The following is a 23,929-nucleotide window of genomic DNA, read 5'->3' as shown; positions in this document are numbered from 1 at the left end:
GCTTCTCCTAAGTACGGGATTCAGGCCAGTGCCGCGCGAGCGGCAGCGAAGGCTTCAGGGGTATTGAGGTTGGCGGTCGACACACCGTCGGCGCAGCGCTTGTTCAGGCCGGCCAGGACTTTGCCCGGGCCACACTCGACCAGCTCAGTGGCGCCATTGGCGGCCAGGGTCTGGACCGATTCAACCCAGCGTACCGGCTTGTACAGTTGCTCCAGCAGGTCGCGCTTGAGGGTGTCGAGGTCGGCGGCCACGGCCGCGCTGACGTTCTGTACCAGCGGGATCTGCGGCGCTTGCCAGTTGATGGCCGCGATAGACTCGGCAAAGCGCTCGGCAGCCGGGCGCATCAGTTCACAGTGGGACGGCACGCTCACCGGCAACGGCAGTGCACGCTTGGCACCCCGGGCCTTGCAGCCTTCGATGGCGCGCTCAACAGCCGCCTTGGCGCCGGCGATCACCACCTGGCCCGGGGAGTTGAAGTTCACCGCGCTGACCACTTCACCTTGCGCCGCTTCGGCGCAGGCCTCGATTACTACCGCATCGTCCAGGCCCAGGATCGCGGCCATGCCGCCCTGCCCAGCCGGAACGGCTTCTTGCATCAACTGGCCACGACGCTCGACCAGCTTGACCGCTTCACCAAGGGTCAGGCTACCCGCCGCCACCAGGGCGCTGTATTCGCCCAGGCTGTGTCCGGCAACAAATGCCGGACGCGCCCCACCTTCTGCCAGCCACAAGCGCCACAGGGCGATCGAAGCGGTCAGGATGGCCGGCTGGGTTTTATCGGTTTGATTGAGCTGCTCTTCCGGCCCCTGCTGGGTCAGCGCCCACAGGTCGTAACCCAGGGCATCGGAAGCTTCCTTGAAGGTATCCAGGACCAGCGGGTATTGCGCGCCCAGCTCGGCCAACATGCCGAGGGACTGCGAACCCTGCCCTGGAAAGACGAATGCGAGGGATGTAGACATGTAACAAGCCCCTAATGATCTGGTCGTCAAAAATGCGCACTCCAACGTTGGGAGCGCGCGAAACTGACAGATTGGATGGTCAATTGAACTGGCCGGTCACATTTAAGCACTCCCGGGCCAATTCGCCTAAGGCAACAGATCCTCAAGACGGCCGTGCAGGCGTTGCGGCAGGTTTTCCTGTATCTCGATCAACGCCCGCGCAATCGCACTTTGAAACCCCTGCACGCCGGCCGAGCCGTGGCTTTTGACCACAATGCCCTGCAAGCCGAGAAAGCTCGCTCCGTTGTGCCGTGCCGGTGCCAGGTCGGCCTGCAAGCGGCGCATCAACGGCAGCGCCAGGGCACCGACCATGCGCGATACCAGGCTCTGCTTGAACAAGGCTTCGATACGCGTGGCAATCATGGTTGCCAAGCCCTCGCTCGACTTGAGCAAGATGTTGCCGACAAACCCGTCACACACCACTACGTCGGCTTCACCACGGTACAAGCCGTCACCTTCGACAAAACCTATGTAGTTCAAGCCCGGCGCGCCTTGCAACAACGTGGCGGCGAGCTTGACCTGCTGGTTGCCCTTGATGTCCTCGGTGCCGATATTCAGCAGGGCGACCCTTGGCCGGGCTACGCCCAGCGCTTCAGCGGCCACCGAGCCCATCACGGCGAACTGCAACAGGTGCTCGGCACTGCAATCGACATTGGCGCCCAAGTCCAGCAACTGGCAATAGCCCTTCTGCGTCGGGATCGCCGCCACCATCGCCGGGCGGTCGATACCCGGCAAGGTCTTGAGCACATGCCGCGACAAGGCCATCAACGCCCCTGTATTACCGGCACTGACACAGGCTTGCACCTTGCCATCACGCAGCAGCTCAAGCGCCACACGCATTGAAGAGTCGGGCTTGCCGCGCAAGGCTGCGGCCGGCTTTTCATCCATGCTGATGGTTTCGCTGGCGGGCGTAATGGTCAGGCGCGCGCGATCCACCGCCGGATGGCTGGCAATCAGTTCTTCAAGAAGGGTAGGTTGACCGACGAGGGTCAGGTGCAGCGAGGGCGTAGCAGACAGGCTGGCAATGCAGGCCTGAACAATGCTGCGGGGACCGAAGTCCCCGCCCATTGCGTCAATCGCGATGACTTGGGCAGACAAGTGATTACTCGTCAGCGCCCTTGTCGATCACTTTACGGCCACGGTATACGCCTTCTGGCGATACGTGGTGACGCAGGTGAACTTCACCAGTGGTCTTTTCCACGGACAGGGTGCTAGCCTCGAGAGCGTCGTGCGAACGGCGCATGTCACGGGCGGAGCGGGATTTTTTGTTCTGCTGAACAGCCATAATTGATTAACTCCTAAACGTTTGGGTCACGCTTTAACTGCGCCAATACACTGAACGGGTTGGACCGCGTTACCTCGTCCTCGCTCGGCTCGGCCTCGTCATCGAGACCCTCCGGCTGCTGGCATTCTTCCGGATGATGAGCAGGCACAATGGGCAAGGCGAGCAAAAGCTCCTCCTCGATCAGTGCATGCAGATCCAATGGATCTTCGCCCAGTTCCAGCACGTCATAACCTTTCGGCAACGACTGGGTATTCGCACCCTCTTTCACCACAGCATAACTGCATTCGCTGTGGATCGGCAGGGTGACCAGCTCAAGACAACGCTGGCAAACCATTTTGACTTCGGTGTCGATAAAGCTGTGGATTACCACAGACTTACGTTCATCTCGTTCAAAAACGAATTTAGCCTGCACCGTACCGACAGTGTCGGAAAGCGGGTCGCAGAGTCTCTCCAAATCGGCCAGCAGCACTTCACCTTGAAGGGTGGTGCCACGATCAGCCAATTTGCGCGGGTCAACGTGAGGTGGAATCGGGTCATTCAACATAGGCGCAGCATTATAGGGATGCACCCAGCCATGTCAAAGGAAATTCAGCCCTGTGCGTCAGCCGGTCGCGTCGCTAGAATCGGTGACTGCCTTGAGGAGACGTATATGCTGCCTTTATTACTCGCGTCCAGCTCGGTTTATCGCCGGGAATTACTGAGCCGCCTGCACCTGCCTTTCACCTGCAGCTCGCCGGATATCGACGAAAGCCACCGCCCGGACGAATCCGCCATCGAACTGGTCAAGCGCCTGGCCGAAGAAAAAGCCCGCGCCCTCGCCGCCAGCCATCCTGGCCATTTAATCATTGGCTCTGACCAGGTCGCTGCACTGGAAGGCCGGATCATCGGCAAGCCTCACACCTTTGAAAACGCCCGCGAGCAATTGTTGGCGGCCAGCGGCAAGCGTGTGAGCTTTCTTACCGGGCTGGCACTGCTCAACAGCAACACAGGGCATTGCCAGGTCGACTGCGTGCCTTTCACGGTAACCATGCGCGAGCTGGATGCAGAGCGTATTGAGCGCTACCTGCGGATCGAGCAGCCCTATGACTGCGCGGGCAGCTTCAAGGCCGAGGGGCTGGGCGTGAGCCTGTTTCAAAGCACCGAAGGGCCGGATGCGACCAGCCTTGTCGGGCTGCCGCTGATTCGGCTGGTGGATATGCTGCTCGCCGAGGGCGCGCAAATCCCTTAAATACACCACCGGCCAAATGTGGGAGGGAGCAGGCCCCTCCCACCTTTTGATCTACAGCAGGCTCGGGGTATCAGCGTAGCGTCGGGCCTTGGAAGCCCATGTACAGGGCCAGCTTCTCAGCCACGCTGGCGCCGAGCTTTTTGGAGAAGCGATCAAACGGCGATTCCTCGACCGTAAAATCCACCAACTCCTTCTCGCCAACCACATCCCGCGCCACCGAGCTGGCACTGCCCAATCCGTCAATCAAGCCCAGCGGCAACGCCTGCTCGCCTGACCACACCAACCCGGAGAACAATTCCGGATGGTCTTTATCTTTCAGACGATCCCCACGGCCCTGCTTGACGCTGGCAATGAACTGGCGATGAGTGGTATCGAGCACGCTCTGCCAGAACGCGGTTTCATCCGCCTTCTGCGGCTGGAAAGGATCCAGGAACGCCTTGTGCTCACCCGAGGTGTAGGTGCGACGCTCCACCCCCAGCTTCTCCATGGTGCCGACAAAACCGTAACCGGCCGCCGTCACACCAATGGAGCCCACCAGGCTGGCCTTATCGGCATAGATCTGGTCAGCGGCACTGGCGATGTAATAGGCCCCCGAGGCGCCCAGGTCGGAAATTACCGCGTAGAGCCTGGTATCCGGATGGAGTGCGCGCAGCCGGCGAATCTCGTCATACACATAGCCCGACTGCACAGGGCTGCCGCCAGGACTGTTGATACGCAGGATCACGCCCTTGACCTTGGGGTCTTCGAAGGCGGCGCGCAGGCTGGTGACGATATTGTCGGCACTCGCGGGCTCCTTGTCGGCAATCACACCGCGCACCTCGATCAGGGCGGTGTAGTGACTACCGCGGGTAGCGCTTTTTTCCATATCCATCAGCGGACTGAATAGCGCCAGCATCCCAAGTAGGTAAACAAAGGTCAGCAGCTTGAAAAAAATCCCCCAGCGCCGCGAACGACGCTGCTCCTGGACACTGGCCAGGAGGGTCTTCTCCAGCAGTTTCCAGCTTTTATCATCACTGCTTTCGGCCTTTTCGGGCGCTTTCCACTCGTCACTCATGCCATCAACCCCAGCAAAGACTTATCGGGCCCGGCTGAGCCAGGCCTGCAATTCAGAAAAATGATCAATCGTGAGCCTCGGCTCGTATTGCTGCAACGCCTCCGCAGCCTGGGCGCCATAGCTGACCGCTACGCTGTCCATGCCAGCATTGCGCGCCATCATCAGGTCGAAAGATGCATCACCCACCATCAATGCCTGGCGCGGCGATACACCGCAATGATCCAGGATCTGCTCCAGCATCAGAGGATGGGGCTTGCTGGCGGTTTCATCGGCCGCACGGGTGATGTCGAAATAGTCTTCCCAGCCATGCGCCTTGAGCACCCGATCCAGCCCGCGACGGGCTTTTCCGGTGGCGACCGCCAGCTGATAGCCCTCGGCACGCAAAGCCTGCAGCGACTGCACCACACCGTCGAACAGCGGCGAAGGCTCGGCCTCCAGCGCAATATAGTGATCGGCGTAATGCTCGCGGAACGCTATCAGCTCGTCGTCGGCAATTTGCGGATAAAGCGTGCGGATTGCTTCAGGCAAGCCCAGACCAATGATGCCCTTGACCGCGAGGTCGCTGCACAACTCAAAACCCGAGCGGGTCGAAGCCATATGCATCGACTCGACAATCCGACCAATGGAATCGCACAGCGTCCCATCCCAATCGAAGATCAGCAGCTTGTAGTCAAGGTGCGACACTCAAACGCTCCACGGTCTTGGCCCACATCTCGTCGACCGGCGCCTGCAATTTCAGCTCGCCACCATCGGGCAGCGGCACGGTGAGCATGTAGGCGTGCAGGAACAGACGTTTACCGCCCAGATCGCGGATCTCCTTGGAGAAACCCTCATCACCGTACTTGGTGTCACCGGCAATGCAGTGCCCCGCGTGCAGGGTGTGCACGCGTATCTGGTGGGTACGACCAGTGACCGGCTTGGCTTCGACCATGGTGGCGAAGTCGCCGAAGCGGCGCAGTACCTTGAACAGGGTCAGGGCTTCTTTGCCCTCCTCGTCCACCTCGACCATACGCTCACCGGAACGCAGGTTGCTCTTTTGCAGCGGCGCACGAACGCTCTTGATCGAGCTGGCCCAATTGCCACGCACCAGCGCCATGTAGCGCTTGTCCACCCCGTCGCCACGCAGGGCGGTGTGCAGGTGGCGCAACATGCTGCGCTTCTTGGCGATCATCAACAGGCCGGAGGTGTCACGGTCCAGGCGATGGACCAGCTCCAGCTCCTTGGCATCCGGGCGCAACTGGCGAAAGGCTTCGATCACGCCGAAGTTCAGGCCGCTGCCGCCGTGAACTGCAATGCCGCACGGCTTGTTGATCACGATCAGTTTGTTGTCTTCGAAGACAATCGAGGCTTCCAGGCGCTGCAACAGCCCCTGGGCCAAGGGCACAGGCTCGTCGCGCTCAGGCACGCGTACGGGCGGCACACGGACAATATCGCCCGCCTGCAACTTGTACTCAGGCTTGATCCGCCCCTTGTTCACGCGCACTTCGCCTTTACGCAAAATGCGGTAAATCAAGGTCTTGGGCACGCCTTTGAGCCGGGCCAGGAGAAAATTGTCGATGCGTTGGCCGGCATATTCCGGCGAGACCTCAAGCAGCTGGACGCTGGGGGTCGGGGGGGTGGTAGTCGTCATGGCCGCGATGATAACAATTTTTTATGGAATTGAAGCACTTAATCATTGCTGCTATAGTCGCGAACGCCGCCAAAAGCGGCCTGGACAGAGGACATGCGGCAAATTGCCGGCCCTGACCATCGCAATTCATCAGGACGCGAGGCCGTCCTACGGGGCTTCGGCCACCTTGGAAGGCTCGGGATTGTAACAAGCGCAGGTGACATGAGGCCTGAAGCGAGTGCAAAAAGCAGAGTGAATACTCGCGTTTTGCGCCGATATTTACGGCCAGTTCACAAAGTGCAGTCAGTCTTGAGCCAGACCATGGCAGATGCTTCGGAAACAACGCCTGTTAAGAGCTGAGTGAGAGCGCAGTCGCCCACACCTAGTCTTGTTTAGCCATGAGCGTGGACTCCCCATTGGAGCCCACGGTAAATGCCAACCCGCTGCGGATTCTGCGCGCGGCAGCACCCGAATTATCAGGGATACGTGTAGGGTGGAGATGCACAACCGTCGGACTGTGTAGCACTAGGCTTGTTTCAGACGCTTCATCTCGTCCACAGTCGCCGGTTGATTCCTCCTCCTGACCTTAGCTTTTGTTGAAGTGGTGCCTTTGTCACCACCGCTAACGAGCAGGACGCGTCCGTCGCGATACCGGCCCAATTGGCAGGTTTTGCTGGACACTGGAGTGGCCAACCACTCTTGACGCACCTGACACCGACCGTGAGAAGTCGTGTGTGCCGAACGCCGTTTCCGGCAGCCCGGAAACCGACGGTACAACATGAAAAGAATGCTGATTAACGCAACTCAACCCGAAGAGTTGCGTGTTGCACTGGTAGATGGCCAACGCCTCTACGACCTGGACATCGAATCCGGTGCACGCGAGCAAAAGAAGGCCAACATCTATAAAGGCCGTATTACTCGCATCGAACCAAGCCTTGAGGCTGCCTTTGTCGATTTCGGCTCCGAGCGCCACGGCTTCCTGCCCCTCAAAGAAATCTCCCGCGAATACTTCAAGAAAGCCCCCGAAGGCCGCGTGAACATCAAGGACGTCCTGAGCGAAGGCCAGGAAGTCATCGTCCAGGTCGAGAAAGAAGAACGTGGCAACAAGGGTGCTGCCCTGACCACCTTCATCAGCCTCGCTGGCCGTTACCTGGTCCTGATGCCGAACAACCCGCGTGCCGGCGGTATTTCCCGTCGCATCGAAGGCGAAGAGCGCAACGAACTGCGCGAAGCGCTGAACGGCCTGATCGCACCGGCCGACATGGGCCTGATCGTTCGCACTGCCGGCCTGGGCCGCAGCAGCGAAGAAATGCAGTGGGACCTCGACTACCTGCTGCAACTGTGGACCGCTATCAAGGAAGCGTCCCTGGACCGTTCCGCGCCGTTCCTGATCTATCAGGAAAGCAACGTGATCATCCGCGCCATCCGCGACTACCTGCGCCAGGACATCGGCGAAGTGCTGATCGACAGCGTTGAAGCCCAGGACGAAGCCCTGACCTTCATCCGCCAGGTAATGCCGCAGTACGCCAGCAAGATCAAGCTGTACGAAGACAGCGTGCCGCTGTTCAACCGTTTCCAGATCGAAAGCCAGATCGAGACCGCCTTCCAGCGCGTGGTCGAACTGCCTTCCGGTGGCTCCATCGTGATCGACCCGACCGAAGCTCTGGTGTCCATTGACATCAACTCGGCACGTGCGACCAAAGGCAGCGACATCGAAGAAACCGCCCTGCAGACCAACCTGGAAGCGGCTGAAGAAATCGCCCGCCAGCTGCGCCTGCGTGACATCGGCGGCCTGATCGTGATCGACTTCATCGACATGACCCCCGCCAAGAACCAGCGCGCCGTGGAAGAGAAAGTCCGCGAGTGCCTGGAAGCCGACCGTGCCCGCGTACAAGTGGGCCGTATCTCGCGCTTCGGCCTGCTGGAAATGTCCCGTCAGCGCCTGCGCCCGTCCCTGGGTGAGAGCAGCGGTATCGTGTGCCCGCGTTGCAACGGCACCGGTATCATCCGTGACGTTGAATCGCTGTCCCTGGCAATCCTGCGCCTGATCGAAGAAGAAGCCCTGAAAGACCGCACCGCCGAAGTTCGCGCACAAGTGCCGATTCCGGTTGCCGCCTTCCTGCTCAACGAAAAACGCAACTCGATCACCAAGATCGAACTGCGCACCCGTGCTCGTATCGTCATCCTGCCGAACGATCATCTCGAGACGCCGCACTTCGAAGTACAGCGCCTGCGTGATGACAGCCCGGAAGCCCATAGCGGGCAGTCCAGCTACGAAATCGCTGCTGCCGCGGCCGAAGTGGAAGAAGTTCAGCCCGCCGCCGCGACCCGCACCCTGGTTCGCCAGGAAGCCGCCGTCAAGACCGCGCCGGCACGTGCCAACGCACCGGTCCCGACCGAAGCCGCCGCCCCGGTTGCCGCACCGGCCGCCCTGCCTGAGCCAAGCCTGTTCAAGGGCCTGGTGAAGTCGCTGGTCAGCCTGTTCGCCACCAAGGAAGAGCCTGCCGCCCCGGTTGTGGTTGAAAAGCCTGCCACCGAGCGCCCGGCGCGCAACGAAGAGCGTCGCAACGGCCGCCAGCAGAGCCGCAACCGCAACGGCCGCCGTGACGAAGAGCGCAAGCCTCGCGAAGAACGTGCACCGCGTGAAGAACGCGCCCCCCGTGAAGAGCGTGTTCCTCGCGAAGCCCGTGAAGAAACCCCGGCCGTAGCCCGCGAAGAACGTGCACCGCGTGAAGAGCGCGCACCACGTACCCCGCGTGCCCCGCGCGAAGATCGCAAGCCGCGTGGCGAGCGTGAAGAGCGTGTGCGTGAACTGCGCGAGCCGCTGGATGCGGCACCTGCCGTTGCTGCTGCCGCTGCCGCAACCACCGAAGAACGCCCGGCCCGCCAGCCGCGTGAAGAGCGTGCCCCACGTGAAGAGCGCCAGCCGCGCCCACCGCGTGAGGAGCGTCAACCACGCGCCGAGCAAGCCGCTGCCGCCAGCGAAGAAGAAGTACTGACCGGCGAAGAGCAACTGCAGGAAGACGGCCAGGACAACGCCGAAGGCGATCGTCCACGCCGCCGCTCCCGTGGCCAGCGTCGTCGCAGCAACCGTCGTGAGCGTCAGCGTGACGCCAACGGCAACGTGATCGAAGGCTCGGAAGAAGCCGGCGAAAACGCAGAAGTTGCCAGCAACGAACCAACGGGCGCCGAACTGGCTGCCGGCTTGGCCGTTACCGCTGCCGTGGCCAGCTCGGTCATCAGCGCACCTGCTGAAGCCCAGGCTCACGAGCAAGCCGAGCGCGCTACCGCCGCCGTCGAAGAAACTGCTGCCGTAGAAACACCCGTTGTCCAGACCCCAGTGGTTGAAACGCCGGTTGTTGAAGCGCCAGTTGTTGAAGCCACGACCCCTATCGAAGCCCCAGTGGTTGCGCAAGTGGAAGTTGCTCCGGTTCGCGACGCACAGCCAGAAACCGAAGTGGTTGCTGTTGAGCCCGCACCGGTTATCGAGCCTGCACCAGTGGTTGAAGCGGCCGTAGAAGCACCGGTTGCCGAAGAAGCCGCCCCGGTTGTGCGTGAAGTTCGCGAAGAACAGACCGCCTTCCAGTGGACCGCTGAGCCAGCTGCCCCGGTTGAAGCGCCAACGCCTGCCCCTGCGGTAGAAGAAGCGCCTGCGCCGGTTGCTGAAGTCGTCGCCGAGCCAGCCCCAGTGGTTGAGCCGACGCCGGTTGTGGAGCCTGCACCCGTGGTTGAAGTTGAAGCCCCAGTGGTTGCCGAAGTGTCCGCCCCTGTAGTTGAAGCTGCACCTGCCAGCGCCCTTACCGAAAATGGCCGTGCGCCGAACGACCCGCGTGAAGTGCGTCGTCGCCGCAAGGAAGCCGAAGCAGCTGCCGCAGCGGCTGCCCAGGCGGTAGAGCACAAGGCCGTGGAAGAAGAGCCTAAACCCCTCGTCTGATTCCATCAGCCATAAAAAAGCCCCGCCTGAGCAATCAGGCGGGGCTTTTTTATGGCTACTTGGAATGCCAGCTCCCACACTTAACCTGCAGTAAAACTCAACCGTTGCGGCACGTCCACATCCCAAAGCACACCAGGATCATCTACCTGCACCTCTCGCACCTGTGTTTGTGCGAACAACGGCCTGGCCCCACGATCCCCACCAAGAGCCATCAGCGCCGGCCCAAACGTGTGATCGAAAGCCACCGGGTGCCCATACTGCCCGGCAGATACCGGCACAGTGATGCCCTCCACGCTGGCAATAACCCGCTCGATACTCGATGACTGGATAAACGGCATATCTCCCAACACCACCAGCCACCCATCCGCTGCACCGCTGGCCTTGACCGCCGCCGCAATGCTGTCGCCCATCCCGCTCGAGTCCAGCAGTACAACCTGACAGCCATAAGCCTCTGCCAGGCGGATAACCTCCCCGCGCCCCGGCGACGTCACCAGCCAGCGCGTTACAACACGCTCAGGCAAGTTGCGCAGCACCTGCTCGATGACCGGCCGGATAACGCCATCCAGCCCCACGCAAGCAGCCAGTAACTTGTCTTGATCCGCCCCGGCTTCGGCGCGAAAGCGACTGCCCTGCCCCGCTGCCAGCACAATCGCTGTAACGGTCACTGCGCCGCTACCGCCAGGGGCTTTTTCTGCATCGGTGCCACGCCGTTCTTGATCGCGACAATTTCCGCCATCAACGACAGGGCAATCTCCGCCGGTGTATGGCTGCCGATATGCAAACCAATCGGCCCATGCAAGCGCGCAATCGCATCCGCCGACAAGCCCAGCGCCGCCAGGTTCTCCCGGCGCTTCTGGGTATTGACCCGCGAACCCAGGGCGCCGATGTAGAAGGCAGCGGAGTTCAGCGCCGTCAGCAGCGCCATATCATCCAAACGCGGATCATGGGTCAGGCAAACGATGGCCGTGCGCTCATCGGTGTGGATGTTCAACACCGCCTCGTCGGGCATACCAGGCACGAAGCGGCCATGTTGCTCTTCCCAGCCGTAGACGAACTCTTCGCGGGGGTCGCAGATCAGCACTTCGAAATCCAGCAAGCGCGCCATTTCGGCGACGTAGCGCGACAGTTGCCCGGCGCCGATCAGCAACAGCCGCCAGCGCGGGCCGTAAATGGCGCGCAGGCGTTCGCCGTCGAAGCTCACCACATCAGTCTTGCTCGCAGCGCTCAGGGTTACCGCGCCCGTGGCCAGGTCCAATTCACGTGCGACGACCTGGTGGTCTTCACAGCGCGCCAACAGTTGCTCGACCCAGGCCCAATCATCCACCCGCTCTTCGGTCAGGCGCAGCGTGCCGCCACACGGCAAGCCAAAACGTGCCGCTTCGTCGCGGGTGACGCCGTAGGTCACCAGTTGCACTGGTGGTCCGTCGTCCGCCAGCCGCCCGTCCTGCAGGCGTGCGATCAAGTCATCTTCGATACAGCCTCCGGACACAGAACCAATGACCACCCCGTCGCCACGCAAGGCCAGCATCGCCCCCGGAGGGCGCGGCGCGCTGCCCCAGGTCTGTACCACGCTGTACAACACCACGCGCTGCCCGGCGCGGCGCCATTCCAGGACGCTACGCAGGACATTCAAATCCACACTGTCCATCAAACCTTCCTGCCAGCGTTGAAGAATCGTCGTTTACTGTAAAGCAAAATAATCAAAAAGTGGCCGCGCACAAACGCAAACGCCCCGAACCAGTCGGGGCGTTTGCCAATTGCCTTGGCGTCAGATCACGCCATCAGCGGCTTACTTGACCACAGGGGCAGGGCCTTCGGCCACACCCAGGTCATCGAGCTCGCGGGTTTCGGAGATACCGGTACCACCGGATGCCAGCTCGCTTTGCAGCTTGTCGGTGTCCAGCTCCTTGACCCACTTGGCCACAACGATGGTGGCTACGGCGTTACCCACCAGGTTGGTCAGGGCACGGGCTTCGGACATGAAGCGGTCGATACCCAGGATCAGCGCCAGGCCGGCAACCGGCAGGTGGCCGACAGCCGACAGGGTGGCAGCCAGGACGATAAAGCCCGAGCCAGTCACACCTGCAGCGCCCTTGGAGGACAGCAGCAGCACCAACAACAGGGTGATCTGATGGGTGATGTCCATGTGGGTGTCGGTCGCCTGAGCGATGAACACGGCAGCCATGGTCAGGTAGATCGACGTACCGTCGAGGTTGAAGGAGTAACCGGTTGGAATCACCAGGCCAACGACGGACTTCTTCGCCCCCAGGCGCTCCATCTTGATCAGCATACGCGGCAGTGCGGATTCGGAAGACGATGTACCCAGTACGATCAGCAGCTCTTCACGGATGTAGCGAATCAGTTTCAACACGCTGAAACCGTGAGCGCGGCAGATTGCACCCAGTACCAGCACGACGAACAGGATGCACGTGATGTAGAAGCAGATCATCAACTGGCCCAACTGCACCAGCGAACCCACACCGTAGGCACCGATGGTGAACGCCATGGCGCCCAGGGCACCGATTGGCGCGAGCTTCATGATCATGTTGATGATGTTGAACATCACGTGGGCGAAGCGATCGATGAAGTCCAGCACCGGCTTGCCGTAGGCACCCAGGCGGTGCAGAGCGAAACCGAAGATCACCGAGAACATCAGCACTTGCAGGATGTCACCGTTGGCGAAGGCGCCGACGATGGTGTTCGGGATGACGTTGAGGATAAAGCCGACAATGCTCTGGTCTTTACCGGCGGTGACGTAGGCCGCCACTTTGGAGGCGTCCAGGGTGGCGACGTCGATATGCATGCCGGCGCCCGGCTGCACAACGTTGACCACGACCAGGCCGATCAGCAAGGCGATGGTGGACACGATTTCGAAGTACAGCAGTGCGTAGCCACCGGTTTTGCCGACCGATTTCATGCTTTGCATGCCAGCGATACCGCTGACAACGGTGCAGAAGATGATGGGGGCGATGACCATTTTGATCAGCTTGATAAAGCCGTCACCCAGTGGCTTGAGGGCCACGCCGGTCTGCGGGTAGAAGTGGCCGAGCAAAATACCGATAACGATTGCAACGATCACCTGGAAATACAGGGATTTGTAGATTGGCTGACGAGTCGTCATTGCAAAGTTCCTCAATCGTCCCGTGTGGCAAATATCCGCCATTGCCCACGACACTTGAATTGCGAACCCTCCTGCACTGGAGGGATTTGTTGTTTGCGAAGCCTGTAGGAGAAAGCCTGCGCTGCAATACCTATCGCAAACAGCGTGCCACTTTGCTTAAACACCCTGAAGGCCCTTCGACATCAGGGCTTGGCGTTTATTGGCGCGCTTGAGCCGTGGAACAAGGTGGCGGATTTCCGCCCGCCCATCCCGTCTCGTCCTACAATTTGGCGGATATCCGCCTTGCCGTCGCGCCGGGGGCTGACTACCATCCGCCACTCCATGGATGAGGCCCTTTCATGCGTGAACGTACCATCGCCAGTCACTACGCCCGAGCCGCCCTCGGCGGTGCGCGTCGTGTGGGTTACGACTACTCAGGGCTGTTGCAGCAGGTGGGCATCAGCCCCGAACTGCTGACCGAGCCCCGCGCCCGTATCGCACCGGAGCAATTTACGCGGTTGCTGCAAATGCTTTGGCTGGGGCTGGATGACGAATACCTGGGGTTCGCCGAAGGCCCGAGCAAGCGTGGCACCTTCGCCATGATGTGCCACGCCCTGATCCACTGCCGCACGCTGGAGAAGGCTCTGGAACGCGGCTTATTGTTTTATAGCCTATTCCCACAGGGCCCGCGCTGGCAGCTGACGAAAGAAGGCGATATGGCGCGGCTGAGCCTGGATGACTCGCAGCTATGGGACCCGGATCACTTCCTCAGTGAATGCCTGCTGGTGATCTGGCATCGCCTGGGCAGTTGGCTGATCGGCCAGAGAATCCGGCTGCAACAGGCCACCTTCAGTTACCCGATGCCGGACCATGCTGGCGAGTACGACCTGCTGTTCCCCTGCCCCTTGGTGTTCGGTGCGCCGACCAGCAGCCTGGTGTTTCCCAGCCGCTACCTGAGCCTGCCGTTGTTGCAGGATGAACGCACTCTCAAGCATTTTTTGCAGCGCTCCCCTGCCGACTTGCTGTCGCGCCCGGATGAAGGCGACAGCCTGAGCAGCCAGTTGCGCCGCTTGCTCAGCCGCGACCGCACGCCCTGGCCGGACCTGGAAGCCGTCGCCCAGCATTTGCACATCAGCCCGCAAACCCTGCGCCGGCACCTGCGCGAAGAAGGCAGCAGTTTTCAGGCTCTGAAGGATGAGTTACGGCGAGACATCGCTATCTATCACCTGGGACGGGCGGATTTGTCTTTGCAGGAAATTGCCGAACAGTTGGGGTTCTCCGAACCGTCGGCGTTTCATCGGGCGTTCAAGAAATGGACGGGGTTGACGCCGGGGGCCTACAGGGCGCAGGAGAGTTAAAGGTATAGCGCCTGGGATGGCCTCTTCGCAGGCAAGCCAGCTCCCACAGTTGATCGGGTTTACAAAATCTGATGTGTGAATACATTCAATTGTGTGGCTTGCCTGCAATGAGGCCAGTGCAGATCACAAGGCCGGAAAATGAATCCTGAACGCAGCCCCCCCTAACGCTGAATCCCCCAACGTCAAACGCGCGTGATAGCTTTCGATGATGTCCTTGACCACCGCCAACCCGATGCCCTGCCCCGGGTGCTGGCGGTCCAGACGCTCGCCCCTTTGCAGGATCCGGGCGCGCTGGTCCGGTGGCACGCCTGGGCCATCATCTTCGATACACAGCTCAAGGCCGTCCAGGTTTTCCACCAGGCTGATTCGCACTTGCTTGAGGCACAGGCGATAGGCGTTTTCCAGCAGGTTGCCGAGCATTTCGAGCAGCGCGCCTTTCTCGATGGGCACGTCGCACTCAGGTGGCAGATCAAAGGTGACGGTGACACGCTTGTCGCGGTAAACCTTCTCCAACGTATCGCACAGGCTTTGCAGCACGGGCTCCAGACGTACCTGGTGACGCACCAGCCCGCTTTTACGCAGGCTGGCACGCTGCAATTGGTAGCCGATCTGCTGGCTCATGCGCTCAATCTGCGATTGCAATACCCACGCCTGGCTGCGCTCTTCGGGACGCTGGGCCATGTCTTCGCTCACCCCCTGCAAGACCGCCAGCGGGGTTTTCAAACTGTGGGCCAAGTCATCAAGGGAGTCACGGTAGCGCGTACGCTGCTCGCGCTCGCTGTGCAACAAACGGTTGAGCGAGCCGGTCAGCCGCAACAGTTCGCGGGGATGTTCTTCACTGAGGCTTTCGCGGGTACCGCCTTCGATCTGGTCAAGTTCCTGGCTCAGGCGCCGCAAGGCTTGCAGACCCCAGGTCAGGCCCAGCCACAGCAGCGTCAACAGCACCAGCAGGGCCGCGCCGAATCCCAGGTAAAGGTTCTCGCGCAAGCCTTCGAGGGTCAGTTGGTACTCACGCACCGGTTGCAGGGCGACGATACTGAAGGCGGCGCTCTTGCCCCCCAGCAACCGGACCTCGACGTCATACACGAAGAATTCCTGGCCATTGGCCTCGCGGATGCGCGCAAACTCATTACCGCGCCCGTCGTAGCGCGGTTTGTAGTTAATGTTTTCTTCCTGGGTCGCCCGCGAACGCCACACCAGATGGCCTTCGCGGTCGTAGATATAGCCCAGCAGGCGGCTGTCGGTAAGGTTGAAACGTTCGTCAGGCAACTGCGCCGGCATCAGCAGGCGGTTATTTTCCACCCGCGCCGCAGAAATCAGGGTGGTCACATCCGACGCCAGACGCTGCTCGATGGAATCCTGCAGCGCCAGGCTGAAGGCGCCTTGCATGGCCGGCAACAAGCCGAGCATAAACAGCACGGCCAGGGTGGCGGCCGCCAGCATCAGGCGCACACGTAACGAGCGAATCAACGGCAGCGCTCATTGAACAGGTAACCCAAGCCGCGCACGGTATCGATCGGCTTGAACCCGGCGGGGCCTTCCAGTTTGCGGCGCAGGCGACCGACCAGCACTTCGATCACGTTCGGATCGCGCTCGTCGTCATCAGGGTAGAGCTGCTCCATCAAGCGATCCTTGGCCACCACCTGTTGATGATGACGCATCAAGTACTCAAGGATCCGATATTCGTAGGCGGTCAACGCCAGCGGCTGTTCATCCAGGGAGGCCTGCTTGCGGTTGAGGTCCAGCAGCAACGGCCCGGCGATGATGGTGGACTGGGTAAAGCCGCTGGAGCGGCGCAGCAAGGCATTCATGCGCGCCTCCAGCTCTTCGAACTGGAAGGGTTTGACCACGTAGTCGTCGGCACCGGCCGCCAGGCCTTCGACCTTGTCCTGCCAGTTGCCGCGAGCGGTCAGGATCAGGATCGGGAAAGTCTTGGCCTGGGTACGCAATTGGCGGATCAGGTCCAGGCCGCCCATGCCGGGCAGGCCAAGGTCGATGATCGCCAGGTCATGGTTGAACTGGCCGGTCTGGTACAGGGCTTCCTCGGCATTGGCCACGGCTTCGACCACATGCCCACTGTCGGTCAGGCGGGTAAACAGGTGATGACGCAGCAGCGCCTCATCTTCCACCACCAGCAATTTCATAAGGCTCTCCAAGGCAATTCAACTGTCCGACAGAGGGATATCATAGCGGCCCTGCACGTCTTGCGGGCGCAGTTTAATGCCATTGTACTGGCCCGTCAGGTGCGTGTAGCCGCTGCGATAGTCGGGTTGCGCAGCGGTAACGCCCAGGGCCTGACCCCACGGCGCGGCCTGGGTGCCGACGTCTTCGAAGCTGACACGATGGATCAGGTTGCCGGATTTCCTGGTTTTTTCGCCGCCAAAGGCCGCAAAGGCGCCATCGCTGGCCTGCACGCCCGCGGTGGCACCGAGCATGGTTAACGCCAACATCAGCTTCTTGATCGCAGTCATGGTGATTACCTCATACGCGTTTGGGCTGTGAGGTCCAGACTACGCAGGCGCCCCTGAACTCCCCCTGAACAGGCTCTTAACCACACCTGAACCGCGCCGGACTATGCACTGGCGCGCCAACTCGGCAAAATACCGCGCATGACGCCCCTACCCTCTTGCTGCACCCCGCTCGATGCCCGTTGGCCGCTGCCTGTCGCCTTACCTGGCACGGTGTTTTTGAGCACCCGATTCGATCCGGCCTTATTGGACGCAGGCGATTTCCAACGCAGCGCTGTGCCGCCGCCGGCGAGCATCCAGCGCTCGGTTGCCAAGCGTCAGGCGGAGTTCCTCGCAGGGCGCCTGTGCGCCCGAGAAGCGCTGCAACGCCTGGATAACCTCAACTGCATTCCAGCCATCGGTGAAGACCGCGCGCCGGTCTGGCCAGGGCATATCAGTGGTTCCATCACCCACAGCACCGGGCACGCCGCAGCGATTGTCGGGCACAAGGCGCAATGGCGCGGGCTGGGCATGGACCTGGAAAACCTGCTGACCCTGGAGCGGGCGGAGCGCCTGGCCGGGGAAATTCTGACAGCCAACGAGCTGCAGCGTATGGCGACCATACCGCGTGAGCTGCATGGGTTGCTGGTGACGCTGACGTTTTCGGTCAAGGAGAGTCTGTTCAAGGCGCTCTACCCCATCGTGCAAAAGCGCTTTTACTTTGAACATGCCGAGCTGTTGGAGTGGTCACAGGCGGGCCATGTGCGGCTGCGGTTGCTCACGGATCTTTCTGAAGAATGGGGTGATGGCAAAGAGTTGGAGGGGCAGTTTGGGGTGGAAGGGGAGCAGCTGTTGAGCCTGGTGGCCATCGGCGCTAGATAGACTTGGTCCCGATAGCGGTGTCAGGGTTTGTCTTGATCCCTTGGCCAACTCAGGCTGAAGCACGCCCCGCCCAGGTTGTTGCTCTTGCTGATCAACGCCCGCCCGCCATGCCAATAGATGATCCGCCGCACAATCGACAGGCCAAGGCCATGGCCCCCCGAGGCGCGGGTACGGCTGTCGTCCAGGCGCAGGAACGGCGTGAAAATTCGCTCCCAGGCACTCTCCGGCACGCCGGGGCCATCGTCTTCCACATCAATACGGCAGCGCAGTTGGCCGACCTGATAACTGATCAGCACCTGGCCCTTGGCGTGGCGCATGGCGTTACTCACCAGGTTTTGCAGGGCGCGGTGCAGGTAACGCGGCTCAGCGTCGACCCAGGCGTCCTCCCAGTGGGCCGATGACAGGCAGACACCGCGAGCCACGGTGACCTGCGGGCGCAGTGGCGACAATTCGCCAATGACTTGGTCAAGCAGCGCATCGAGGTCCACGCGCTGGAAATTCAACTCCGGCGCGCCCTGCTCCAGGCGCGCGTAGGTGAGCATTTCATCCACCAGGCCATCGAGGTCCTGGATATCGCCGTCCATGCCTTCCAGGTATTTACGCCGTGCCTCGGGAGTGGCGGCGTCACCAATCATCTCCAGGCCAAAACGCAGGCGCGCTACCGGCGTGCGCAGCTCATGGGACACCGCACGCACCAGTTCGCGCTGAATCGCCAGCAATTGCTGCAAGTGCTCGGCCATGCCATTGAACGCGGCCGCCAGGCGCCCTACCGAATCGGCGCCCCGGGCCGGCACGCGCACCTCCAGGTTGCCCTTGGCGATCCGCGTTGCTGCCGCCTCCAGGCCTTTGAGCCGACGCTCCAGCTGGCGCACCAGCAGATAAACGATCAAGCCGATCAGGGTCAGGCCGATCAAGGTGATCAGAATCAGCCACTGCGCCGGATAGGGGTTCATTTGATAGAGCGGGCCGATTTCCAGCACCCACGGCGTACCGACCATGCCGGCAAATACGCGGATCGAATCGCCGCCCTTGCCCAGGGCCATCACCGTATCGCCTTCCGCCACGCGACGGCGCTGGTCGTCGTCCATATCGGCCTGGTCAAGGGCCATCAAGTGCATCTCAAAACCAAAGCCCTTGGCCTGCTTGATATCGGCCAGGCGTTGCGGCTGCTCGGCCACCGGAAAACGCACCAGTTCGTCGGCCAGCAGGTAGATAGTTGCACGGGCCAATTGCTCGCTGATCTGCTGCACTTCACCGGTGAGCACCAGCTGTTCCTGCTCGCTGACCAGTCGCAGTACCCGCGCCGCATGAGGGCCGGTCTGTTCCACCAGCACCTGGCCGCGTTGCAAGCGGTTGCGCTGGCCCAGGTCCAGTTGCGCCTCTGTAAACGTGCGCAGCTCCAGCGGAATGCCCAGCAAACGCTCCCATACCGCCAAGGCCCGCAGCCGTTCGATGGCGTTCATGGCTTGCAGGTTATCGCCCATCAAGGCAAAGGTGCCGTGGGCCAGGCGTTCGCGGTATTGGCCGCTGCGCACGTCGTTGAGCAGATGCAACGCCAGGGCGCCGAGCAACGCCACCAGGATCAGCGCCGCGCACATGCCGCCGTAGATGCGCAGGAAGATCGAATTCACAGCAGCATGTCGGCAGCGGCTTCGGGGACGAACAGGTAGCCTTTGCTGCGGATGGTCTTGATCAGGCGCGGGTGGATCGGGTCGTCGCCGATTTTCGGCCGAATGCGCGAGATGCGCACATCAATGGAGCGGTCCTGGCCGTCGTAGCCAATGCCGCGCAGGGCAATGAAGATTTCTTCCCGGGACAGGATGCGCCCGGCATTCGCGACCAATAACCACAGCAGGTCGAATTCGGCGCTGGTCAGTTCGATCCCGCCATCGTGCAGCCAGGCTTCGCGCAGCGCGTTGTCCACCACCAGCGGGCCGAACTGCAGGCGGCGCTGGTTTTCTCCCGCCGCCGGTAACGCCGGCTCGCTGCGCCGCAATAGCGCCTGGATACGCGCCAGCAACAGGCGCGGGCGCACAGGCTTGCACACATAGTCGTCGGCGCCCATGTCCAGGCCCTGCACCTGGTCCATGTCGTCGGTACGCGCGGTAAGCATCAGGATCACGCCCTCATAACGCTCGCGAACTTTGCGACAGATGCTCAGGCCATCTTCGCCGGGCAGCATCAGGTCGAGGATCACCAGGTCCGGCTGCTCGGCGATGATGCGCGCCGCAGCCTGGGCGCCATCGCTTTCCACCGACACGCGCAGGCCGTTGCTTTCCAGGTACTCACGGGTCAACTCGGCGAGTCGCTCGTCGTCCTCGATGATCAGTATCTGCCAGGCTTCTTGCTCCATGCGCTACCTCATTATTATTAGAAATTCTTCGGCTCACGCGGCCTCCACCACCCATACCCTGTTTGTCATGTTTTAAGGGCATAACAAAGCCCGATTGTAGCCATGCCCCAACCCATAAATACAAGCCAGGAATTCCATTCGGTGATGGCGTTTTTTTGTGATAGGGTTCGCGCCCTCAAAATTCCCACCAACGGTTTACACCTTGGAATATTCGGTGACAAACGGTGTGATCCAGTAGTAATGCGGCCTACACGGGTGTTCCACGATTCATACACATTTTACTCACAGCGTTATCCACAGGTAGTGCGTTGCTAACCCCCCAAAAACGCATTATCTTGTACCTCGGCGCTAAAAAAACCCTACATGTAGGGTTTTAAGCGAAAAAACCAAACACAAGTCAGACCAGAAACTCAAGCGCTTTCTTGCTCACGTTTGGTTGAACCAAAGCATTTTTTCAAAGCCCAAACCGCGCACGCGGATGGCAGCCGTTTTCAAGCCCGCTTGGCTGAAGACGGTACGGGTGTTGCAGGGCTTGAACCAGGCCACTGTCACCCAGCAGGAATACGGCGAAGGGCTCCCGGCCCCAAGCCAAAGACTTCGGCATGGAAGCGGCGCGATGAGCTCCCTTCCTCCTGTCCCGAAGTTGTTATGCCAGGCCCTGGCCTGCTGTAAGTGCTTCAGGACGGAACGGTGGGCACCTTGATGGTGCCCAAATAAATATAGAATGTGGAGACAACCCCCCATGCAAACCGACACAACTCGCGAGAACCCGCAAGGCTCCGTGCCGCAGGCCGCTGATTCGAATCCGGATCTGTCCGCCACCGCACCTGGCCAACTGCGCGTGATCAAGCGTAACGGCACTGTCGTTCCTTATACCGATGACAAAATCACCGTCGCCATCACCAAAGCGTTTCTTGCAGTTGAAGGCGGCACCGCTGCTGCCTCGTCGCGCATCCACGACACCGTTGCCCGCCTGACCGAACAGGTCACCGCGACCTTCAAGCGTCGCATGCCTTCGGGCGGCACCATCCACATCGAAGAAATCCAGGACCAGGTTGAACTGGCCCTGATGCGTGCCGGCGAGCAAAAAGTGGCCCGCGACTACGTGATCTACCGCGATTCGCGCGCCAAGGAACGTGCCGTACGCTCCCCGGCCGAAGAAGCTGCCGTACAAGCGCACCCGTCGATCCGCATCACCCTGGCTGACGGCAGCTTTGCGCCGTTGGACCTGGGCCGCCTGAACACCATCATCACCGAGGCCTGCGAAGGTCTGGAAGAAGTCGACGGTGACCTGATCCAGCGCGAAACCCTGAAGAACCTGTACGACGGCGTGGCCCTGACCGACGTCAACACCGCGCTGGTGATGACCGCCCGTACCCTGGTTGAACGCGAGCCGAACTACTCGTTCGTGACCGCGCGCCTGTTGATGGACACCCTGCGTGCCGAAGGCCTGGGCTTCCTGAAAGTCGCCGACAGCGCCACTCACCACGAGATGGCTGACCTGTACGCCAAAGCCCTGCCGGCCTATATCGCCAAGGGTATCGAGTTCGAATTGCTGAACCCGATCCTGGCAACCTTCGACCTGGAAAAACTCGGCAAGGCGATCAACCACGAGCGCGACCAGCAGTTCACCTACCTGGGCCTGCAAACCCTGTACGACCGTTACTTCATCCACAAGGACGGTATCCGCTTCGAACTGCCGCAAGTGTTCTTCATGCGCGTGGCCATGGGCCTGGCGATTGAAGAGAAGAACAAAGAAGACCGTGCGATCGAGTTCTACAACCTGCTGTCGTCCTTCGACTACATGTCGTCGACCCCGACCCTGTTCAACGCCGGCACCCTGCGTCCTCAGCTGTCGAGCTGCTACCTGACCACCGTGCCGGATGACCTGTCGGGCATCTACCACGCGATCCACGACAACGCCATGCTGTCCAAATTCGCCGGCGGCCTGGGTAACGACTGGACCCCGGTGCGCGCACTGGGTTCTTACATCAAGGGCACCAACGGCAAGTCCCAGGGCGTTGTACCGTTCCTGAAAGTGGTGAACGACACCGCCGTCGCCGTTAACCAGGGTGGCAAGCGCAAAGGCGCTGTGTGTGCCTACCTGGAAACCTGGCACATGGACATTGAAGAGTTCATCGAGCTGCGCAAGAACACCGGTGATGACCGTCGTCGTACCCACGACATGAACACCGCCAACTGGATCCCTGACCTGTTCATGAAGCGCGTCTTCGATGACGGCAAGTGGACCCTGTTCTCGCCATCCGAAGTACCGGACCTGCACGACCTGACCGGCAAGGCCTTCGAAGAGCGCTACGAGTACTACGAAGCCCTCACCGAGTACCCAGGCAAGGTCAAGCTGTTCAAGACCATCCAGGCCAAAGACCTGTGGCGCAAAATGCTGTCCATGCTGTTCGAAACCGGCCACCCATGGTTGACCTTCAAGGACCCATGCAACCTGCGCAGCCCGCAGCAGCACGTGGGCGTGGTCCACAGTTCGAACCTGTGCACCGAGATCACCTTGAACACCAACAAGGACGAGATCGCCGTTTGCAACCTGGGCTCGATCAACCTGCCGAACCATATCGTCAACGGCAAGCTGGACACCGCCAAGCTGGAACGCACCGTCAACACCGCCGTACGCATGCTCGATAACGTGATCGACATCAACTACTACTCGGTGCCACAGGCGCAGAACTCCAACTTCAAGCATCGTCCAGTTGGCTTGGGCATCATGGGCTTCCAGGACGCGTTGTACCTGCAGCACATCCCTTACGGTTCCGATGCTGCGGTCGAGTTCGCCGACAAATCCATGGAAGCGGTCAGCTACTACGCGATCCAGGCTTCCTGCGACCTGGCCGACGAGCGCGGCGCCTACGAGACGTTCCAGGGTTCGCTGTGGTCCAAAGGCATCCTGCCGCTGGACTCGCAACAGATCCTGATCGAAGCCCGTGGCCAGAAGTACATCGACGTTGACCTCAACGAAACCCTGGACTGGGCGCCGGTTCGTGCCCGCGTGCAGAAAGGTATTCGTAACTCCAACATCATGGCCATCGCACCGACCGCCACCATCGCCAACATCACTGGCGTGTCGCAGTCGATCGAACCGACCTACCAGAACCTGTATGTGAAATCGAACCTGTCGGGCGAATTCACCGTGATCAACCCATACCTGGTTCGTGACCTGAAAGCCCGCGGCCTGTGGGACTCGGTCATGATCAACGACCTGAAGTACTACGACGGTTCCGTGCAGCAGATCGAACGCATCCCGCAAGAACTCAAAGAGCTCTATGCGACCGCCTTCGAAGTGGATACCAAGTGGATCGTTGACGCCGCCAGCCGCCGTCAGAAGTGGATCGACCAGGCTCAGTCGCTGAACCTCTACATCGCCGGCGCTTCGGGCAAGAAGCTGGATGTGACCTACCGCATGGCTTGGTACCGTGGCCTGAAAACCACTTACTACCTCCGTGCCCTGGCCGCGACCAGCACCGAGAAGTCGACCATCAACACCGGTAAGTTGAACGCTGTTTCCAGCGGCAACCATGGTGATGATTCGGTTCTCGCAGCTCCTGCCGGTCCGGCACCTGTGCCAAAGGCCTGCGCGATTGACGAGCCGGATTGCGAAGCTTGCCAATAAGCTGAATCAGTCCAGGGCTTGAACGCCCTGGATTGAAAAAGCCC

Annotated in this window: 20 protein-coding genes; 5 read left to right on the top strand and 15 right to left on the bottom strand. The window is 60.9% G+C overall.

All coding sequences use genetic code 11. The annotated features are described in order from the left end of the window. Positions 1 to 20: 20 nt before the first annotated feature. The 4 genes from fabD to QMK52_RS14280 all read right to left on the bottom strand — a co-directional run bounded on the left by fabD (position 21) and on the right by QMK52_RS14280 (position 2,827). Positions 21 to 959: an ACP S-malonyltransferase gene (gene fabD, locus QMK52_RS14295; RefSeq protein ID WP_005790546.1), complete on the bottom strand. Its 939-nt coding sequence runs from the start codon at positions 957 to 959 to the stop codon at positions 21 to 23. Between the two features lie 126 nt (positions 960 to 1,085). Then, on the bottom strand, positions 1,086 to 2,096 hold the full coding sequence (gene plsX, locus QMK52_RS14290; protein WP_032879860.1) for a phosphate acyltransferase PlsX: 1,011 nt from the start codon (positions 2,094 to 2,096) through the stop codon (positions 1,086 to 1,088). Positions 2,097 to 2,100: 4 nt separating this feature from the next. Continuing rightward, positions 2,101 to 2,283 (bottom strand): 50S ribosomal protein L32, encoded by a 183-nt coding sequence (gene rpmF / locus QMK52_RS14285; RefSeq protein ID WP_003179396.1) that lies wholly within the window; start codon positions 2,281 to 2,283, stop codon positions 2,101 to 2,103. Positions 2,284 to 2,296: 13 nt separating this feature from the next. Then, entirely contained in the window at positions 2,297 to 2,827 is a 531-nt protein-coding gene (locus QMK52_RS14280; RefSeq protein ID WP_005790551.1) for a YceD family protein, read from the bottom strand. Positions 2,828 to 2,932: 105 nt separating this feature from the next. Between QMK52_RS14280 and QMK52_RS14275 the strand changes: the two genes are divergently transcribed. Next, on the top strand, positions 2,933 to 3,511 hold the full coding sequence (locus QMK52_RS14275; RefSeq protein WP_005790553.1) for a Maf family protein: 579 nt from the start codon (positions 2,933 to 2,935) through the stop codon (positions 3,509 to 3,511). 70 nt (positions 3,512 to 3,581) lie between these two features. On the opposite strand, the gene QMK52_RS14270 is transcribed toward QMK52_RS14275, so the two are convergent. Genes QMK52_RS14270 through rluC form a run of 3 tightly spaced genes read right to left on the bottom strand, consistent with a single transcriptional unit; the run spans position 3,582 to position 6,195 of the window. Continuing rightward, a complete protein-coding gene (locus QMK52_RS14270; RefSeq protein ID WP_005790554.1) occupies positions 3,582 to 4,565 on the bottom strand; it encodes a S49 family peptidase in 984 nt (327 codons plus the stop codon). 21 nt (positions 4,566 to 4,586) lie between these two features. Further along, positions 4,587 to 5,249, bottom strand: coding sequence for an HAD-IIIA family hydrolase (locus tag QMK52_RS14265; RefSeq protein ID WP_005790556.1), 663 nt, complete (start codon positions 5,247 to 5,249; stop codon positions 4,587 to 4,589). Continuing rightward, on the bottom strand, positions 5,236 to 6,195 hold the full coding sequence (gene rluC, locus QMK52_RS14260; protein WP_005790558.1) for a 23S rRNA pseudouridine(955/2504/2580) synthase RluC: 960 nt from the start codon (positions 6,193 to 6,195) through the stop codon (positions 5,236 to 5,238). The genes QMK52_RS14265 and rluC overlap by 14 nt, the downstream gene beginning before the upstream one ends. A gap of 766 nt (positions 6,196 to 6,961) precedes the next feature. Here rluC and rne point away from each other — a divergent pair. Continuing rightward, on the top strand, positions 6,962 to 10,108 hold the full coding sequence (rne, locus tag QMK52_RS14255; RefSeq protein ID WP_194438975.1) for a ribonuclease E: 3,147 nt from the start codon (positions 6,962 to 6,964) through the stop codon (positions 10,106 to 10,108). Between the two features lie 80 nt (positions 10,109 to 10,188). On the opposite strand, the gene QMK52_RS14250 is transcribed toward rne, so the two are convergent. The 3 genes from QMK52_RS14250 to QMK52_RS14240 form a co-directional block, all read right to left on the bottom strand. Next, entirely contained in the window at positions 10,189 to 10,773 is a 585-nt protein-coding gene (locus QMK52_RS14250; RefSeq protein WP_005790562.1) for an NTP transferase domain-containing protein, read from the bottom strand. Further along, on the bottom strand, positions 10,770 to 11,756 hold the full coding sequence (locus QMK52_RS14245; RefSeq protein WP_194438976.1) for an XdhC family protein: 987 nt from the start codon (positions 11,754 to 11,756) through the stop codon (positions 10,770 to 10,772). The genes QMK52_RS14250 and QMK52_RS14245 overlap by 4 nt, the downstream gene beginning before the upstream one ends. 141 nt (positions 11,757 to 11,897) lie before the next feature. Further along, a complete protein-coding gene (locus tag QMK52_RS14240; RefSeq protein ID WP_003189258.1) occupies positions 11,898 to 13,229 on the bottom strand; it encodes a dicarboxylate/amino acid:cation symporter in 1,332 nt (443 codons plus the stop codon). A 338-nt stretch (positions 13,230 to 13,567) separates the two neighbouring features. Between QMK52_RS14240 and QMK52_RS14235 the strand changes: the two genes are divergently transcribed. Next, positions 13,568 to 14,566 carry an AraC family transcriptional regulator gene (locus QMK52_RS14235; RefSeq protein WP_005790566.1) on the top strand — a complete coding sequence of 333 codons (999 nt, stop codon included), beginning with the start codon at positions 13,568 to 13,570 and terminating at the stop codon, positions 14,564 to 14,566. A gap of 123 nt (positions 14,567 to 14,689) precedes the next feature. Here QMK52_RS14235 and QMK52_RS14230 read toward each other — a convergent pair whose 3' ends face one another. The 3 genes from QMK52_RS14230 to QMK52_RS14220 are packed head-to-tail and all read right to left on the bottom strand — an operon-like array spanning position 14,690 to position 17,037. Beyond that, positions 14,690 to 16,036 (bottom strand): ATP-binding protein, encoded by a 1,347-nt coding sequence (locus tag QMK52_RS14230; RefSeq protein ID WP_005790567.1) that lies wholly within the window; start codon positions 16,034 to 16,036, stop codon positions 14,690 to 14,692. Beyond that, positions 16,033 to 16,710: a response regulator gene (locus tag QMK52_RS14225; protein ID WP_005790569.1), complete on the bottom strand. Its 678-nt coding sequence runs from the start codon at positions 16,708 to 16,710 to the stop codon at positions 16,033 to 16,035. The genes QMK52_RS14230 and QMK52_RS14225 overlap by 4 nt, the downstream gene beginning before the upstream one ends. An 18-nt stretch (positions 16,711 to 16,728) precedes the next feature. Further along, the gene (locus tag QMK52_RS14220) at positions 16,729 to 17,037 is read right to left on the bottom strand and encodes a hypothetical protein (RefSeq protein WP_005790571.1); all 309 of its coding nucleotides are present in this window, start codon (positions 17,035 to 17,037) and stop codon (positions 16,729 to 16,731) included. Between the two features lie 138 nt (positions 17,038 to 17,175). Here QMK52_RS14220 and QMK52_RS14215 point away from each other — a divergent pair, with 138 nt between their 5' ends. Continuing rightward, complete coding sequence (locus tag QMK52_RS14215) at positions 17,176 to 17,895, top strand: 4'-phosphopantetheinyl transferase family protein (RefSeq protein ID WP_005790573.1); 720 nt, start codon at positions 17,176 to 17,178, stop codon at positions 17,893 to 17,895. Positions 17,896 to 17,915: 20 nt separating this feature from the next. Here QMK52_RS14215 and QMK52_RS14210 read toward each other — a convergent pair whose 3' ends face one another. Further along, positions 17,916 to 19,526, bottom strand: a complete 1,611-nt coding sequence (locus QMK52_RS14210) for an ATP-binding protein (RefSeq protein WP_194438978.1) — start codon at positions 19,524 to 19,526, stop codon at positions 17,916 to 17,918. Beyond that, entirely contained in the window at positions 19,523 to 20,248 is a 726-nt protein-coding gene (locus QMK52_RS14205; protein WP_005790577.1) for a response regulator, read from the bottom strand. The genes QMK52_RS14210 and QMK52_RS14205 overlap by 4 nt, the downstream gene beginning before the upstream one ends. 742 nt (positions 20,249 to 20,990) lie before the next feature. Here QMK52_RS14205 and QMK52_RS14200 point away from each other — a divergent pair. Next, complete coding sequence (locus tag QMK52_RS14200; RefSeq protein WP_005790579.1) at positions 20,991 to 23,885, top strand: ribonucleoside-diphosphate reductase subunit alpha; 2,895 nt, start codon at positions 20,991 to 20,993, stop codon at positions 23,883 to 23,885. Positions 23,886 to 23,929: the final 44 nt, after the last annotated feature.

Origin of the sequence: Pseudomonas sp. P9_2, from assembly GCF_034008255.1 — a bacterium.
GTDB lineage: Bacteria > Pseudomonadota > Gammaproteobacteria > Pseudomonadales > Pseudomonadaceae > Aquipseudomonas > Aquipseudomonas synxantha_A.
The sequence above is the reverse complement of the archived record's forward strand: the minus strand, read 5'-3'. Positions and strand labels throughout refer to the sequence as shown.